This is a genomic window from Sphingobium sp., from assembly GCF_035511395.1.
Lineage (GTDB): Bacteria > Pseudomonadota > Alphaproteobacteria > Sphingomonadales > Sphingomonadaceae > Sphingobium.
Window position 1 is genome coordinate 1 of the sequence record NZ_DATKFP010000252.1, and the last position, 15,798, is coordinate 15,798.

Below are 15,798 nucleotides of genomic sequence, written 5' to 3' on the forward strand. Positions count from 1 at the left end.
GCGATCCTTGTGGCGGCAGACCTGGCGGTCGAGCTTGTCCATCAACTGGTCAATGGCGGCGTAGAGATCTTCGTGAGCGGTCTCGACGAAGATGTCCTTGCCCTTGACGTGGAGGTTGACTTCAGCACGCTGGCGGCGCTCTACCAGCGGGAAAAGACCGGTAAGGGCCAGCATATCGACCTGTCGATGTTGGAGGCGATGGTGGGCATGCTGGTGTTCGAGGCGCAGGAGGCGCAATTTCCTGGTGGTACGCGGCGGCCGCTCTATTCGCCGCTGCGCACCAGCGACGGATTCATCATGGTGGCGCCAACCAGCCCGCGCAATTTCGAACAACTGACTGACGCGGTCGGCCATCCCGAATGGCGCGACGATCCCCGCTTTCGCACCAATACCGATCGCAACGCGAATTGGGCGACATTGCTGGGGCTGACCGAGCAATGGACTGTTGAGCGGACATCCGCCGAAGCGGAGGCGATACTTTCCCACCATGGCGTGCCGTGCGCGCGCTATCGGGAGATGGCGGAGGTGCTGGACGATCCACAACTCGCGGCGCGCGAAGCGTGGACGACCATCCATGACAGGGCCGGCCCCTATGCCGTACCCAATCCGCCCTTCAGCATGAGCGCATCGCGGGCGCAGCCGCGCGATCTGGTGGCGGAACTGGGCGAACATGGCGCATCATTGCTGCGCGAGGAATTGGGATTGTCCGATGATAGGGTCGCTGATCTGCGAACTGCGGGGCAATTGATCTGATGTCGGAAGGGGGAAGGGGCTTCCCTTCCCCCATATCGATTACCGTAGAAGTTCGCGCGCGATGGTGTTGCGCTGGATTTCAGAGGAGCCTTCGTAAATCCGGGTGATGCGGATGTCGCGATACATCCGCTCTACCGCAAAGCCACGACAATAGCCGTTGCCGCCGAAGATCTGCACGGCCGTGTCGACGGTGCGGCTGCCCGCTTCGGTTGCGAACAGCTTGGCCATGGCGGCGAGGTCGCGGCTCTTGTCGCCCTGGTCATAGCGCCAGGCGGCGTCGAGCAACATCAGGCGCGCGGCGCGCATGTCGGTCGCCATATTGGCCAGATAATGTCGGATCGCCTGAAATTCTGAGATGACGCCGCCAAAGGCCGGGCGCACCTTCGATTCCTCGATCGCCAGTTCCAGCGCATATTCGCCCATGCCGACTGCCGTCGCGCCGACATTGATGCGGCCTTCATTGAGGCCTTCGAGCGCGTAGCGGAAACCCTGGCCCTCTTCGCCCAGCAGCGCGTCAGCCGGTACCTGGCATTCATCGAAGCTGAGTTCGAAGACGCCGGGCGACGCGGTGCCCATCAGTTCGATCGTGCCAGTGACCGAGAAGCCGGGCGTGTCGGCCGGCATCAGGAAGGCGGAGATGCCGTTGCGGGCGCCCGCAGCCTTGTCCGTATAGGCATAGACGATCACATATTTGGCCTTCTTCCCATTGGAAATGAAGGTCTTGCTGCCATTGATGCGCCAGCCGTCGGCGTTCCGGACAGCGGTGGTGCGCATCGAGCCGGGATCGGACCCGCTATTGGGTTCGGTCAAGGCGAAGGCGATCGGGATCTCGCCCGATGCCATGCCGGGGAGGAGGGCGGCGCGCTGTTCCTCGCTGGCATGATAGATGATGTTCTTCGCGCCCGGTCCCATCAGCGGGCGCAATTCGGTCCAGAATTGGGGAGGGAGGCGAGCGAGTTCGATCTGCACCGCTGCCTGCGCCAATGCGCCGAGGCCGAGGCCGCCATAGGCTTCGGGCAAGGCCATACCGAAATAGCCATTGTCGACCAGCGTCTGCCGGACGATCGGCGGAATGACGCCCGTTTCCTGAAATTCGACTTCATGGGGCAACAGGTCGCGCACAATGGTGCGCGTAACGTCGCAGAATTCCTTGATATCGTCGGGCAGTTCGAAATCCACGGGGCTTCCCCTCCTTGATGAATGAAACAACGAGTTGGACGGTTGAATCGCTTTTCGCTGCTAATGGTCCTACCATTTGGCAAATGGTCAGTCCATTCAAATTTTTGATCCCGCTGGCGTTCCTGTCGGGAGGCATTAGGATAAGGCCAGCATGTCCACTGATCCGTTCGACCTCAATCTGCGGCACCTGCGTGCCCTGCTCGCGATCCGGGAGCATGGCGGCATCACTGCTGCGGCCGATGCGGTCAGCCTGTCGCAACCGGCGCTGACTCAGGGCCTCGCCAAGCTGGAGCGACAGTTCGGATACACGCTGTTCGAGCGGCGATCAGGCGGCATGATCGCGACCCCCATGGGGGAGATCGTGATCGAGCGTGCGCAGGCGGCGCTGGAGCATCTGTCGGCGGGGGCCAAGGGGCTGTCGGCAGTGTTCCTGCACCCCGAACGTCTGATGACGATGACTCAGCTGCGCGCCTTTCTAGCGCTGGCGGAGGCGGGCAGCTTTGCTTCCGCCGCACAGGGTACCGGTCTGTCGCAGACGGCAGTTCATCGGGCGGTCGGCGATCTGGAGCAGATGATCGGCGGCAAGCTGGTCGAGCGGCGAGGGCGGGTTGTGTGGCTCAACCCGGCGGGCAAGCGGCTGGCGCGCGGCACTCGACTGGCGGTGGCGGAGATTTCGGCGGCGATCGCGGACCTGGGGCTGGACAGTGGCAGCGGCAGTGAGTTGATCTCGTTCGGGGCGCTGCCGTTGTCGCGGCCCTATCTGGTGCCGGCGGCGATGGGCCGGCTAACGCGCGAGGAGCCGCGCGCGGCATTCAAGGTGCTGGAGGGGAGTTGGCGCGAACTGGTCGAGCCGCTGCGCGATGGGGTGATCGACATGATCGTCGGCGCGCTGAGGCCCTATGAGATTGCCGACCTTTACCAGATGCCGCTAGTAGAGGACCGGCTGGTCATCGCTGCGGGCAGCGGCCATCCGCTGGCGCAGGTGGCCACGCCGTCCATGGCGCAACTGGCGGCCTATCCCTGGATCGTCGCGCCAGCGAACTCGCCGCTGCGTGAACAATGGCAGCAACTCTTCGCCGATCAGCCGCAGCCGCCGACGCCGATCGAATGCGGATCGGTGATGATCATCGGCCGGTTGCTGACCGAGGGGCATTTCCTGACCCTGCTGTCGCCCGATCAGGTGGCATTGCAGATTCGCAGCGGCTTGCTGACCCAGATCGGCCCGCCTTTGGAAACCAGTCGCCGTCTGGTCGGCATCACGACGCGCAGAAGCTGGCGCCCGACCGCGATTCAGCGGCGGTTTCTGGATCTGGTGAAGGATGCAGCGACGCGACGGGTGGAAGAGGCGGCGGTCGTGGGATTGCGCGGGGAGGGGTGGGTTTAGGAAATGGCTCCCACTACCTGCTCCTTGAATGCCGATAATTTTGACGCTATATTGCGTCAGTATGATTGTGGTGGGAAATGATATGAGCCTGCTGGACTATGCTGATCATGGGCTGTTTGCGCCGATCAAGATTGCGGCGGCATTTCGCACGACCAGCGAGGAAGTGGCGCGGTCGGCTGGCCTTGGTCGTGACGCGGTGCAGCGCAAGGAGCGGCTGCGTTCCGACAAGACCCAACGCCGCTTGAGGGAAATGGTCGAGATCATCACGAAGACCAGCCCCCGTTTCGGTTCCGCGCTTATCGCCTATGCCTGGTACAGGGCGGAGCCTCTGGCGGGATTTTCCGGCCGGACCGCGATGCAGCTTGTGCAGGAGGGCCGGGCGAGCGACGTGCTGGACTATATCGACGCCGTCGATGCGGGGGTCTACGCCTGAGAGCTTCATGCGCTATCGGGGCAAACTTTACCGGGCGCTGAACCCCGTCTACGCGCGTGAGCCCGTTTCGGGGCGGGGCTCTCAATTGCATGGCGGCCGGTTCAACCCGAAAGGCATGGCCGCTCTCTATTGCGCTACATCCCTCCACACCGCCATCCGCGAAGCCAATCAGGTCGGCGATCTGCAACCCACGACGATTATATGCTATGAGGCGGATATCGAATCCGTCTTCGATGGTCGCGATCCTGGCGCACTCAAACGGTTCGGCATTACCCCGGCCGCTCTGGCCGATCCGACGTGGCGCGATCAGATGAAGGCGGCCGGAAAGGCGCGCACCCAGATTTTTGCCGAAACCCTGATTGCCAATGGCTTTGATGGACTGCTGGTTCGCAGCTTTGCGCGCGGTGCCACTGACGATGATATGAACCTCATACTCTGGACGTGGAGCAATAGCGCCCCGTACAGACTGACGCTGATTGATGATGAGGGACGGCTGGATAAAATCTGAGCGCGATATCCTGCCTTACTCTCAATCCAGCTTGATCCACACGGCCTTGGTTTCCAGATAATCCTCGATATGGTGCGGGCCGGACTCTCGGCCGAAGCCGCTCAAGCCATAGCCGCCGAAGGGGACGCCGGGATCGAGCATCTGATAGCAATTGACCCAGACCGATCCCGCCTTGATCCCGCGCGCCATGCGGTGCGCGGTGGCGAGGTCGCGGGTCCACACGCCGCTGCCAAGGCCGAAGGGCGTAGCGTTGGCGCGCTCCAGCACTTCCTCGATCGTCTCGAAAGAGAAAGTGGACAGGACCGGGCCGAAAATCTCTTCCCGTGCGATGGTCATGTCGTCGGTTACGTTGTCGAAGATGGTGGGGGCGAGGAAGTAGCCGTCATCATAGCCCGCCCCCGACAGGCGGCCGCCGCCGGCCAGCGCGCTGGCGCCTTCAGCCACGGCACCGTCCATGAAGCCCAATATCTTGTCCATCTGAAGCGCGGAAACGACCGGTCCGATCTGGGTTTCCGGGTTCAGCGGGTCGCCGACCTTGATCGTTTTCGTGAAGGCGGCAAGTCGTTCCATGAACTCGGTGCGGATCGAGGACTGAACGAAGAGGCGGGTTCCGGCGGAGCAGATTTGACCTGAATTGGCGAAGACGGCCATGGCGGCGGCGGGCACTGCCTTGTCCAGGTCCGCGTCGGCGAAGACGATATTTGGGGATTTGCCGCCCAGTTCGACCGTGACCCGCTTCATGGTGGGGGCGGCGGCGCGCAGGATCTTTTCGCCCACGCCGGTCGATCCGGTGAAGGCGATCTTGTCGACGCCGGGATGGGCGGAAAGGGCCGCGCCCGCATCGCCCATGCCAGTGAGGATGTTGATGACGCCTTCAGGCACGCCGGCCTCCAGACAAAGCTCGCCGAAGCGCAAGGCGGAGAGCGGGGTCTGTTCGGCGGGCTTCATGACGAGAGTGCAGCCGCTGGCGAGAACCGGGCCGGCCTTCCACACCGACATGCCGATCGGGCCGTTCCAGGGGTTGATGGCGGCGACGACGCCGATCGGTTCCTTGATCGTGTGGGACAGGACATCGCCGGGCGCGCTATTGTCCAATGTTTCACCGGCGATCAGCGTCGCCTGACCGGCATAATAGCGCAGCAGACTGCCGGCGCGCGCCTTGCCAAGGATAGTGCGGCTGTAGGGCGCGCCGAGGTCCAGCGTGTCGAGCATCGCCAGTTCCTCATAATGAGCCTCCACCAGATCGGCGAGGCGCAGCATGATGCGCTGCCGTTCGGCGCCCTTCATGCGGCCCCATGGGCCGGCGAGGGCGGCGCGGGCAGCCTTGACCGCGCGGTCGACATCCTCCGCACCGCCCTGCGCCACCAGCGCCAACAATTCGCCGGTAGCAGGGTTGCGGGTTTCGAACCGCTGGCCCGACAAAGCAGGGACGCGATGGCCGCCGATCAGCATGTCCTGTTCAAGCCGGTCGAGCAGAGCGGGGCGGGGCGGGATGGTGGTGATGGTCATATGTCTCTCCGGGCCGGGATCAGGCAGCGATATTGGATCGAAGGGCGTCTTCGAGGATGAAGTGGGCGGCGCGCTCGGCGATCATCATGGTGGGGGCGCTGGTGTTCCCGCTGATGATTTCCGGCATGACCGAAGCGTCGACGACGCGCAGGCCGGTGACGCCGCGCACCCTCAACCGGCTGTCCACCACGGCCATGGGATCGCCGTCCGGCCCCATCTTGCAGGTGCCGGTCGGGTGGTAGGCAGTGTTGACGATCTTGCGCAGCGCGGTTTCGATGTCCCCGTCGCTCTGATGCTGGGCGCCGGGTTCGATTTCGGCGCCGGTCATTTCGGCCAGCGCCGGCTGGGTGAAGATGCGGCGGGTCTCGCGGAAACCGGCGATCAGTGTTCTCATGTCATAGGGGTCGGCGAAGAAATTCGGATCGATGACCGGCTTGTCCTCCGGCCGGTTGCTCGCCAGGCGGACGGCGCCGGCGCTTTTCGGGCGGAGCAACTGGATCAGCGCCATATAGCCGTGGCGGCGCGGGACCGAGCGGGCGTCGATCTTCAATCCGACAAGGAAGGTGATCTGGATGTCCGGCCGGCCGCTGCCGTCGGTGCAGAGGAAGCCGCCGCATTCGGCGACATTGGATGCCAGCATGCCGGTGCGATTGACGAGATAGCGGAAAGGGCTGGCGAGGATGCGAGGCAGCGCCTTGGGCGAGATGGCGTAGGATTGCGCCGACGGATTTTCCATCGCGACATGGACGGTTGGATGGTCCTGCAAATGCTGGCCGACGCCGGGTAGGTGATGGACGAGGCCGATTTCCATCTCGCGCAGATGGTCCTGCGGGCCGATGCCCGACAGCATGAGCAGTTGGGGCGAGTTGGTCGCGCCTGCGCACAAGATGATTTCGCGCCGTGCAGTGAGGATGCGGCGGATGCCGTCCTTCTCGACCTCTATGCCGCTGGCGCGGCCGCGATCGAAGAGGATGCGGCGGACCATGGTTTCGGCCAGGACGCTGAGATTTTCGCGATGGAGCGCAGGGTGGAGGAAGGCGCGAGCGCTGGACAGGCGGGTGCCGTTCCGTTGGTTGAGGTCGTAGCGGCCGAAGCCGTCCTGCCGGTCGCCGGCGAAATCATTGTTGCGGCGATGGCCGGCCTGCGCGGCGGCATCCACGATCGCGGTAGCGATCGGGTTCCAGCTACGCGGCTTTTCGACGTCCAACTCGCCGCCCTTGCCGTGCCAGTCCCTGTCGGGGCCGTGGTAATTTTCTACCGCCTTGAAGGCGGGTAGCACGTCGACATGGGACCAGCCGCTGTTCCCCGCTTCGGCCCAGGCATCATAATCCGCCTTCTGTCCGCGAATATAGACGCCGCCATTGATGGCGCTGCATCCGCCCAACAGCTTCCCGCGCGGAAAGTTGATCTGGCGATGGTTCACGGCTTCGTTGCCGGCCAGCGACTGTTTCCAGTTATATTTTTCGTGCGGCAGCAGGAAGATATTGCCGACCGGCATGGCGGTCTTGATGTTGACCGGCCATTTGCGGTCGGACGGTCCCGCCTCGATCAGGGCGACGCGGTTGGCCGGGTCGGCGGACAGGCGGTTGGCCATCAGGCTGCCCGCTGAACCGGAACCGATCACGATATAGTCATAGTCGCTCATGCGCGTGCATCCTGTCGGCCGAGGCGGGGGACATGACCCCGCACGGCGATGAAACCGAGTGCGTTGACCAACATCAGGGCGGCCAATACGCCGAAGAAGCCCATATTGCCGCCGCCGATCAGGGTGGCGCCGGCAACCGCGCTGACGATCGCGCCGGCGCGGCCGGCTGCACCCATCAGACCAAGGCCACGGGCGCGCACGGCGGTGGGGAAGGCATGGGCGCCGACGGCGAACATGGCCGACTGCGCGGCGCTGGCGAACAGGCCGAGTGCGCCCAGCGCGGCAAGCACCGCCGGTTCGTTGCGGCCGCCGTCGATGGGGAGGAGCGCCAGTAATGCGCAAACGCCTGCGCCGGTGACGGCCATCAGGATCAGCGTGGGGCGCGATCCGAAGCGGATGATGGCGAGGCTTGCGAACATGGCGCCGATCGTGCCGCCCAGGTTGAAGCTGGTGAGGCCAAGGCTGGCGGTTTGGAGGCCGAAACCCGCGCTGAAGAGCATGGTCGGCGCCCAGTTGAACATGAGGTAGATCATGAACATGCCTGAGAACATGGCGAGGCTGAGTGCCAGACTGTCCCGCAGCAGCGCGCCGTTCAGCAGGGTGCTGAAGGGGACGTAAGGCGTTTTTCCGTTTACCTTCTCCGCCGGTTGGACCGAGCCCGGATCCGGATGGGCGATGCGGCGCAGGATTGCGTCCAGTTCCGCCCGGCGATCGGGTCGTTCGGCGAGATAACGGGGCGATTCCGGTAGTATGAACCAGAGTAGTGTGACGAACGCCATGGTGAGCAGGCCGCCCAGATAGAAGAGCCAGCGCCAGCCCAGCACCGGCAGGATCGCCGCCGCCGCGACCCCGCCCAATATCCCGCCGATCGACACGCAGACGACGCCGAAGGTAACGGCTACGCTGCGCCAGCGCGCGGGGGTGAATTCCGCGATCATGGCGCTGGCCGTGCCGGGTACGCCGCCAAGGCCGATGCCGGCCAGCGTCTTGAGCACGGCGACATGCCAGAGTTCGACAGAAAAGCCGGTGGCGAGGGTCGCCACGCCGAAGATGGCGACGCCTATCAGCAGCGCGCCGCGGCGGCCGAACCGATCACCGATGAAGCCGGACGTCAGCGTGCCTACGCCCATGCCGACGAATCCCAGCGCAAAGACGAATCCCAACGCATCGCGGCTGATATTCCATTCCTTCAGCAGGGACGGGGCGGCAAGTCCCAGCATCTGATTGTCCAGACCGTCCAGAACAACGGTCGCGGCAATCATCAGCACGGCCCAGACCTGAAAGGAGGACAGGGGCAATGCGTCCAGCATGCCCTTGCCTTCCGGCTCCAACGCGATCCCTGCCAAACGGCTTCTCCTCAATGGGCTTTTGCCCCGTTATCCGTCTTCGCTGCCCACTACCCATGGGCTGCGCGCTTGCCCTTATATGTCCAGCACCAGATTGGCGGTTTTGGCGCCGGAGCAGCAGACCATGATCAGCTTGTTCGCAGCCTTTTCCTCATCGGTCAGGAAATGGTCGCGATGGTCGGGCACGCCATCCAGCACCTTGACCTGGCAGGTGCCGCAGATCCCCTCCGAACAGGCGAAGCCGATATCGACGCCCGCCATCAGCAGCGCGTCCAGCATCGTTTCGCCTTCGTCGACGGCGATGGTCTTGCCGGTCCTGGCCAGTTCGAGCGTATATCCGCCTTCGGTCGCCAACTCCGTTTCGGCGGAGAAATATTCGATATGGGCGTGGCCCTTGGGTCGGTCGGCATTGGTCGCGACGAAAGCGTCCAGCATGCCGGTCGGGCCGCAGCAATAGAGATGCGCGTCAACCGGGGCGCGAGCGCAGATGCTTTTCAGGTCGAGCCGCTGGCCACCGGGCAGGCCGTCATAAGCGATTTCGACACGGTCATATGCCTCGACCCGGTCGACATAGGCGGCGCGATCCGGGGTGGCGGCGACATAATGGAGTTCCCAACTGCGGCCGAGTTTCTCCAGCCGCGCGATCATCGGCAGCATGGGGGTGATGCCGATACCGCCGGCGACCAGCACCGTGTGGCTGGCATCCTCGACCATGGGAAAATTATTCTTCGGCTCCGACATTTCCACGATCTGGCCGACGCGCCATTTCTCGTGAATGTGGCGCGATCCGCCGCGACCGTCGATGGCATGATGGACGGCGATTTCATAATAGCCGCGAATGGCGGGATCGTTGACCAGCGAATAGCTGCGCGCCAGACCCTTTTCGAGCTGGAGATCGACATGGGCGCCCGGTTCGAACGCAGGCATCATGCCGCCGCCGACCGGCTCCAATATATAGCTGTTGATCCCTTCCGCTTCCCAACGGATGGTCCGGATACGTACCTGCATCACACTCTCCCTTCGGCGCGATGCGTCTCTTGATCCGGCCGGTGCGCGATGGATCGGCGCCCGGTGCGGATCGCAATGCGTCTCGTCACCTTATGTCCCTTCGTTTGGGGCGGTCCGGTACATGGATCGTGCCGACCGCCGGTTTGGCTTATTCCGCTGCTTCCACCTTGTCGGGCCAGCGTACTGCCTTTGCCAAGGCCGCTTCATAGGCATTTTGCAGGCTGTCGCTGGGATCGTGCAGGAAGGAGCCTGCACGCGCCCGATAGAAGACGTCCGGATTTTCGATACCCGGCGGCACCACGCCCTTGTTGGCGAAGGCGCGGGCGGCCAGCAGCACGCGGCGGCGGACGCGGGCGATCATCTGGTCAGTCGGAGCCAGGTTCTCAAAATTATGGTCAGTGATCGGACCCATGCTTTCGGTGACGGCTTGGTCCTGCATCGTGATGTTGGGGATGCCGGTGAACTGATGGCCGTTACGCTGCGATTCCCGGTCGATGGCCCAGTCATTGGCTTCGTTGTCGGTCGATCGCCAGCGGCCAAACCAGTCGGTCGTGTTGGGCGCATAGCTGATCTGGTCAAACAGCGGCGTGCCGTCCTTCAGCGTGGAATTATAGGCCGGATTGCCCGCATCCACGCCGCAGGTGATGTCGAACAGCATCGAATGTTCGTCGTCCATCGGCACCCATGCGCGGGCGATGGCGCGGGTGGCGAAGCGGTTGTTGGGCGTCTGCGTCCACATCGGGAACATATAATGGGCGACGCGCCAACTCATTTGGCCATCGTCATTGGGGCGATAGCCGCCATACATGACGCCCCAGTCGGACTGGGCGACTTCATATTCGGGCGCGCGGTCCAGCACGGTCGGGCGCATCGGATGGTCGGGTTCCAGATCGTCCGCCTCGATCCCGCCGACATGCAGGAAGCCGACATGGCTGGTATCGATGTCGCCCTCCAGCGCCTGAAGCCAGTTGCAATCGCGTTGCAGGCACCAGATTTCCGCGTCCGGGTGCATCGTCGCCTCGATCGCTGGCAGCGGCGGCGGGTTCGTCTGGTTCTGCCCCATATAGACCCAGATCAGGCCGTTGGCTTCATGGGTCTTGTACGCCTTGGCATGGACCTTTTCCTTGAAGTCCATGCGGGCAGGGACGGAGGGCATGTCGACGCACTTGCCGTCCACGTCGAACTTCCAGCCATGATAGACGCAGCGGATGCCGTTTTCCTCGTTGCGGCCGATGAACAGCGACGCGCAGCGGTGCGGGCAACGATGATCCATGATGCCAACCCGACCGGAGCTATCGCGGAACGCGATCAGCTTTTCGCACAGGATCATCAGGCGGACCGGATCGCCATCGCTCTTCACTTCGGACGACAGGCAGGCGGGCAACCAATATTGCCGCATGAAATTGCCCATCACGGTTCCGGGACCAACTTTGGTCAGGTCTGCGCTATCACTGGACTGCATGGCTCAGGCTCTTCCTACACTACCCTGTTGAACGGTCGGTCCAGTGTCGGGAAGTCTCCCTCATTGTCCGCCGTCGATCGTTGCATCTGCTATATCCTCGCTAGACGCTGGCGGACGGCGACCCCAATCGGAATATGGTCGTACCATTCAAAAATCGGGACGAAGCTATTGTGCGGCGAAGAAATTTGCTGCTTCACCCCTCTTGCCAAGGCGGCAGGCAAGCCGCTCGCACCCCAGGGGAGACGCTTTTCATGCCGTTCAAAATCCAAACTTCCACCGCCGTCGGCGCTGTTCTGGGCGCCTTGATGATCGGCGTCAGCGCGCCGGCCATGGCGCAGGCGGAAGCCGCCGCGCCGCAGGAATCGGTCAGCGGGGACATTATCGTAACGGCACAGCGCCGCGAATCGACGGTGCGCGAAGTGCCATTCTCGATCGCGGCCTTCGGTGGCGAGGATCTGCGCAAGACGCAGGTGTTCAGCCCCACCGCCCTGACGCAGCAGATGCCGGGCATCACCGTCAACACATCGGACAAGTCGCTGTCGATCGTGGCGATCCGCGGCAACGTGTCGACCTTCCGCACGGCGACGCTGGACACGCCGGTCGCCTATTTCATGGACGACGTCTATTATGTGTTCAACAATGACCTAAACGCCAATTTCTACGACATCCAGCGCGTGGAAGTGCTGCGCGGGCCGCAGGGCACGTTGTTCGGCCGCAACGTGGTGGGTGGCGCGATCGCGGTCATCACCAACAATCCCGAAATGAAGGAAGACTGGTTCGGCCAGGTGACGGCCGGCAATGGCGCGTATGTCCGGACGGAGGGGATGGTCAACGGCGTGCTGGTGGACGACAAGCTGGCGTTTCGCGCGGCGTTCAGCACGGAAACGTCCAACGGCCTGATCGACACGCCCAACCAGAAGGGCAGCTATGGCAAGACCGATGGCGTGGCGATGCGCGGCAAGTTGCTGTTCCAGCCGACCGATACGCTGAAGATCGTCCTGTCGGGTGACTACAGCTATACGCAAGGCAATGGTGGCGCGATCGGCCTGGGCATCGGCGGCGTGCAGCGCATCCCGGCGACCTTCGGCGATTATGATGATGGCAAATGGACCAACAATGATTTTGCTCGCTCACCCTATCGCCAGCGGCTGCGCGGCGGTTATCTGCGCGGCGACCTGGACGTGCTGGGCGGTACTTTGACCGCGATCACCGGCTATCGCCTGAATGACAGCCACGCGATTAACGACGACGTGCCGGTCGCGACGCAGGTGCCGGTGTTCGACCGCCGGCAGGTGGTGAAGAATCGCAGCTTCACGCAGGAAGTCCGCTTCGCCTCCGCACCGGGTCGCTTCTCCTATGTCGTAGGCGCCTATTATCTGTCGGCCGATGTCTCGACGACCAACATCTTCTATTACAGTCCGCTGCCCGGATCGGCCGTGCCCGCATCCGTTCGCCGGAACCCGGACGTCACCAACATCACCCGCGTGCAGGACGGCAATGTCCGCAGCCTGGCCGTGTTTGGTGAAGGCACGTTCGAAGTCACCGACCGACTCTCTCTGGTTGCGGGCGGCCGCTATACGTCCGATCGCAAGAAGATCGACTATCATGCCTTCTCTACCACCGATGCGGGTGCGATCCCCGGCTTCGGCTTCCCCGGCGAAGTGCTGGCGTCGGGCGGCAAGACCTGGAACGCCTTCACCCCGCGCGTGACGGTGAAATATGAGCCGATCGATAATGTGAACCTCTATGCGACCTGGGCGAAGGGCTTCAAATCGGGCGGCTTTGTCGACAATGCCTATCGCGACCCGACCATTCCGCTGGACCCGGAAAAGGCGCAGAATTACGAAATCGGCGCCAAGACCCGGCTGTTCGACAATATGCTCGACTTCAACGTCGCGCTGTTCAAGCAGAAGACCAAGAATCTCCAGAATTTCTCCGGCGCTGGCGGTATCGCGCATACCTATAACGGCACGCTGAAGATGAAAGGATGGGAGGTCGAATCCGTGCTGCGGCCGATCGACGGACTGCGCCTGACCGGCAATTACACGCATCTGATCGGTACCTATACCGATTTGCGCGATCCGCTGGTCAATCTCGACTATTCGGGCAATCCGGCCAAGTTCGCACCGCGCGACAGCTTCACCATCGGGGCCAGCTATGACCTGGCGATGGGCAATGGCGCGAAGCTGACGCCGCAGGCCGACTTCAACTATTCCAGCCGCATTTCGACCGATGACGCCAACACGCTGCGGCTCTACGACAATCTCTATGACGATACCAAGGGACGGACGCTGAACGCTCGGCTCAATTATGAGTCCGCAGATGGCCGCTGGACATTGGGCATCTGGGGAAAGAACCTCACCAACAATTATCAGATCGTCAATGCCGACGACATCACCGCCTTCCTCGCGGTGCCGGGCAACGGAACGACCTATTGGAAGATCTTCACCAATACGCCGCGTACCTATGGTCTGACCCTCTCCATCAGGCCGTAGGCGGTCGTGCGTTGCAGGGGGAGGGTGCAGCCTCCCCCTTTTTCTTTTCAAGATCAGGATGGATCATGGCCGAACAGTTTGATTTGCCCGCCAACGGCAGCTTTTCGTTTGCGGGGCGGACGGCGCTCATCACCGGTGGCGGGCGCGGCGTGGGGGAGGCGATCGCGCGCGAAATCCATGCCGGCGGTGGCAAGGTGGCGGTGAGCGATGTCGATCTGGCCGTGGCGCAGCAGATAGCGGACTCGCTGGATAGCAGCAGCGAAAGCGCTTTTGCCCTGTCGCTCGACGTGCGGTCGAAGGCTGATTTCCTGGCGGCGCGCGACCGGATCATAGCGGAATGGGGCAAGGTCGACATCGTCGTCAACAATGCCGGTTTCGCCAAGCGCACGCCGACGCAGGACATCACGCCCGAAGAGTTTGACGCAATCGTCCAGATCAACATGCGCAGCGTGTTCCTGAGCTGTCAGATTTTCTCCGAACATATGCGCGAACAGGGCTATGGCCGGATCGTCAACATCACCTCGCTTGCCGGGCAGAATGGCGGCACGGTCGCGTCGCCCCATTATGCGGCGTCCAAGGCGGGGGCGATCATGCTGACCAAATATTTCGCCCGCTATCTGGCCGGAACTGGCGTCACCGTGAACGCCATTGCGCCCGGCCCGATCGATACTGCCAAGGCGCGCCTGTCGGCGGAACAGATTGCGCGGGTGGAGGGCGAGGTGCCGGTCGGCCGCTTCATGGCCGTTGGTGAGATCGCTGCGGCGGCGGCATTGCTGGCGTCGGACCGGGGCGGCTTCTTCGTGGGGGCGACGCTTGACATGAATGGCGGCCTGTACCTTCGTTAAGCGCTCGGTCCGCTAATCTTATCGCTCATCCCGCTTATCTTATGGCATTATCGCATAGCGATTGGCAGGGGCGGGACCGGCGGCATAGCCTGCGCGCAACATCACAGGAGGCCGGCAACGCTATCGGCCAGGGTAAGGAGAGTCGGATGTTCATCTATAATGCCTGGTATGTGGCTGCCTTCGCCGCCGATATCGCGCCGGGCAAGACGCTCGGCCGCAAATATCTGAACAAACCCGTCGTCCTGTTCCGTACCGAGGCGGGCGAGATCGCCGCGCTGGAGGATCGGTGCAGCCATCGGGCCATGCCGCTCTCCGCCGGTCATGTCGATGGCGATGTGATCCGCTGCTGCTATCATGGTGTCGAGTTCGACAAGCGCGGCGCTTGCACCCGCATCCCCAATCAGACCCGCATCCCGCCGGCCGCCAATGTGCGCCATTACCCTGTGGTGGAGAAGGATCATCTCATCTGGATATGGATGGGCGAACCCGCTCTGGCCGACCCGTCGACCATCATCGACAATCCCGAACATGACGATCCCAAATGGACGTGGCGGCCCTATAATTTCCCGGTGAAGGCCAATTGGCAACTGATCATCGACAATATCATGGACCTGACCCACGTCCCCTACATTCATGCCCGCACGATCGGCGGCAATCCCGAGCAGCATTACGAGGCGGACACCAAAGTAGAGTTTGACGGGCGCAAGGTGACGCTGCTGCGCAAGATGCCCAACAGCATCCCGCCCAAATCCTATGTCGATGCGGGCGGCTTCAAGGGGCGGGTGGACCGGTGGCAGGAAGTGCGCTTCAACCCTGGCATCGGCATGACCTGTCGCGTCAATGCCGGCGGTTGCGACGCGGGGACCGGCGCTTATGAAGGCAAACGCGACAATGGCTTCATGCTGGCGAACAATCATTTCATCACCCCGGAAACCGAGACGACCAGCCATTATCTCTGGACCATCTGTACCACTGCGTCGAAGGAGAGCGGTGTGCCCGACGTGCTGTTCGACCAGTTTTTCGACACCATCACCGAAGATGAGGAAACGCTGGAAGCGCAGCAGCAGCGCATCGACGACGAGCCGGAGCGCGGTTTCGTCGGCATCGCCAGCGATGGGGCGGTCAATCAGGCCCGCCGCGTGCTGAGCGCCATGTTCGAGGCCGAGCATGGGGCCGTTATCGCGGCGGAATGACGCGCCTTGCGTATATAGATACCATAGTGGCTTGCTCC

General features: G+C 62.9%; 14 protein-coding genes. 7 read left to right on the top strand and 7 right to left on the bottom strand.

The features are described 5' to 3' along the window. The coding region (hpf, locus tag VMR39_RS17910) for a ribosome hibernation-promoting factor, HPF/YfiA family (RefSeq protein WP_325417636.1) at nt 1–174 on the bottom strand (174 nt) is incomplete at its 3' end. Between hpf and VMR39_RS17915 the strand changes: the two genes are divergently transcribed. Then, nucleotides 109–753, top strand: a complete 645-nt coding sequence (locus tag VMR39_RS17915) for a CaiB/BaiF CoA-transferase family protein (RefSeq protein ID WP_325417574.1) — start codon at nt 109–111, stop codon at nt 751–753. The two genes, hpf and VMR39_RS17915, sit on opposite strands and share 66 nt — an antisense overlap. Before the next feature lie 39 nt (nt 754–792). Here the strand turns inward: VMR39_RS17915 and VMR39_RS17920 are convergent, their stop codons facing one another. Further along, the gene (locus VMR39_RS17920) at nt 793–1,932 is read right to left on the bottom strand and encodes an acyl-CoA dehydrogenase family protein (protein WP_325417576.1); all 1,140 of its coding nucleotides are present in this window, start codon (nt 1,930–1,932) and stop codon (nt 793–795) included. A 151-nt stretch (nt 1,933–2,083) separates the two neighbouring features. Between VMR39_RS17920 and VMR39_RS17925 the strand changes: the two genes are divergently transcribed. From VMR39_RS17925 to VMR39_RS17935, 3 genes are all read left to right on the top strand, one after another. Next, entirely contained in the window at nt 2,084–3,316 is a 1,233-nt protein-coding gene (locus tag VMR39_RS17925; RefSeq protein WP_325417578.1) for a LysR family transcriptional regulator, read from the top strand. Between the two features lie 82 nt (nt 3,317–3,398). Next, the gene (locus VMR39_RS17930; RefSeq protein WP_325417580.1) at nt 3,399–3,749 is read left to right on the top strand and encodes an antitoxin Xre/MbcA/ParS toxin-binding domain-containing protein; all 351 of its coding nucleotides are present in this window, start codon (nt 3,399–3,401) and stop codon (nt 3,747–3,749) included. Between the two features lie 7 nt (nt 3,750–3,756). Next, nucleotides 3,757–4,257, top strand: a complete 501-nt coding sequence (locus tag VMR39_RS17935; protein ID WP_325417582.1) for an RES family NAD+ phosphorylase — start codon at nt 3,757–3,759, stop codon at nt 4,255–4,257. A 21-nt stretch (nt 4,258–4,278) separates the two neighbouring features. Here VMR39_RS17935 and VMR39_RS17940 read toward each other — a convergent pair whose 3' ends face one another. From VMR39_RS17940 to VMR39_RS17960, 5 genes are all read right to left on the bottom strand, one after another. Then, nucleotides 4,279–5,766, bottom strand: a complete 1,488-nt coding sequence (locus tag VMR39_RS17940; protein ID WP_325417584.1) for an aldehyde dehydrogenase family protein — start codon at nt 5,764–5,766, stop codon at nt 4,279–4,281. A gap of 19 nt (nt 5,767–5,785) precedes the next feature. After that, a complete protein-coding gene (locus tag VMR39_RS17945; RefSeq protein ID WP_325417586.1) occupies nt 5,786–7,411 on the bottom strand; it encodes a GMC family oxidoreductase in 1,626 nt (541 codons plus the stop codon). After that, nucleotides 7,408–8,757, bottom strand: coding sequence for an MFS transporter (locus tag VMR39_RS17950; protein WP_325417588.1), 1,350 nt, complete (start codon nt 8,755–8,757; stop codon nt 7,408–7,410). Before VMR39_RS17950 ends, VMR39_RS17945 begins: the two co-directional genes overlap by 4 nt. Nucleotides 8,758–8,832: 75 nt before the next feature. Then, on the bottom strand, nt 8,833–9,765 hold the full coding sequence (locus VMR39_RS17955; protein WP_325417590.1) for a PDR/VanB family oxidoreductase: 933 nt from the start codon (nt 9,763–9,765) through the stop codon (nt 8,833–8,835). A 148-nt stretch (nt 9,766–9,913) separates the two neighbouring features. Beyond that, complete coding sequence (locus VMR39_RS17960) at nt 9,914–11,227, bottom strand: Rieske 2Fe-2S domain-containing protein (protein WP_325417592.1); 1,314 nt, start codon at nt 11,225–11,227, stop codon at nt 9,914–9,916. A gap of 251 nt (nt 11,228–11,478) precedes the next feature. Between VMR39_RS17960 and VMR39_RS17965 the strand changes: the two genes are divergently transcribed. From VMR39_RS17965 to VMR39_RS17975, 3 genes are all read left to right on the top strand, one after another. Beyond that, nucleotides 11,479–13,722: a TonB-dependent receptor gene (locus VMR39_RS17965; protein ID WP_325417594.1), complete on the top strand. Its 2,244-nt coding sequence runs from the start codon at nt 11,479–11,481 to the stop codon at nt 13,720–13,722. Between the two features lie 65 nt (nt 13,723–13,787). Continuing rightward, a complete protein-coding gene (locus tag VMR39_RS17970) occupies nt 13,788–14,567 on the top strand; it encodes an SDR family NAD(P)-dependent oxidoreductase (RefSeq protein ID WP_325417596.1) in 780 nt (259 codons plus the stop codon). A 146-nt stretch (nt 14,568–14,713) separates the two neighbouring features. Then, on the top strand, nt 14,714–15,760 hold the full coding sequence (locus tag VMR39_RS17975) for an aromatic ring-hydroxylating dioxygenase subunit alpha (protein WP_325417598.1): 1,047 nt from the start codon (nt 14,714–14,716) through the stop codon (nt 15,758–15,760). Nucleotides 15,761–15,798: the final 38 nt, after the last annotated feature.

What these genes read in the sequence shown, in the direction of transcription:
- VMR39_RS17945 (WP_325417586.1), bottom strand. Translation starts at nt 7,411, where the DNA reads ATGAGCGACTATGACTATATCGTGATCGGTTCCGGTTCAGCGGGCAGC.
- VMR39_RS17930 (WP_325417580.1), top strand. Translation starts at nt 3,399, where the DNA reads ATGAGCCTGCTGGACTATGCTGATCATGGGCTGTTTGCGCCGATCAAG.
- VMR39_RS17955 (WP_325417590.1), bottom strand. Translation starts at nt 9,765, where the DNA reads ATGCAGGTACGTATCCGGACCATCCGTTGGGAAGCGGAAGGGATCAAC.
- VMR39_RS17965 (WP_325417594.1), top strand. Translation starts at nt 11,479, where the DNA reads ATGCCGTTCAAAATCCAAACTTCCACCGCCGTCGGCGCTGTTCTGGGC.
- VMR39_RS17970 (WP_325417596.1), top strand. Translation starts at nt 13,788, where the DNA reads ATGGCCGAACAGTTTGATTTGCCCGCCAACGGCAGCTTTTCGTTTGCG.
- VMR39_RS17940 (WP_325417584.1), bottom strand. Translation starts at nt 5,766, where the DNA reads ATGACCATCACCACCATCCCGCCCCGCCCCGCTCTGCTCGACCGGCTT.
- VMR39_RS17975 (WP_325417598.1), top strand. Translation starts at nt 14,714, where the DNA reads ATGTTCATCTATAATGCCTGGTATGTGGCTGCCTTCGCCGCCGATATC.
- VMR39_RS17925 (WP_325417578.1), top strand. Translation starts at nt 2,084, where the DNA reads ATGTCCACTGATCCGTTCGACCTCAATCTGCGGCACCTGCGTGCCCTG.
- VMR39_RS17960 (WP_325417592.1), bottom strand. Translation starts at nt 11,227, where the DNA reads ATGCAGTCCAGTGATAGCGCAGACCTGACCAAAGTTGGTCCCGGAACC.
- VMR39_RS17935 (WP_325417582.1), top strand. Translation starts at nt 3,757, where the DNA reads ATGCGCTATCGGGGCAAACTTTACCGGGCGCTGAACCCCGTCTACGCG.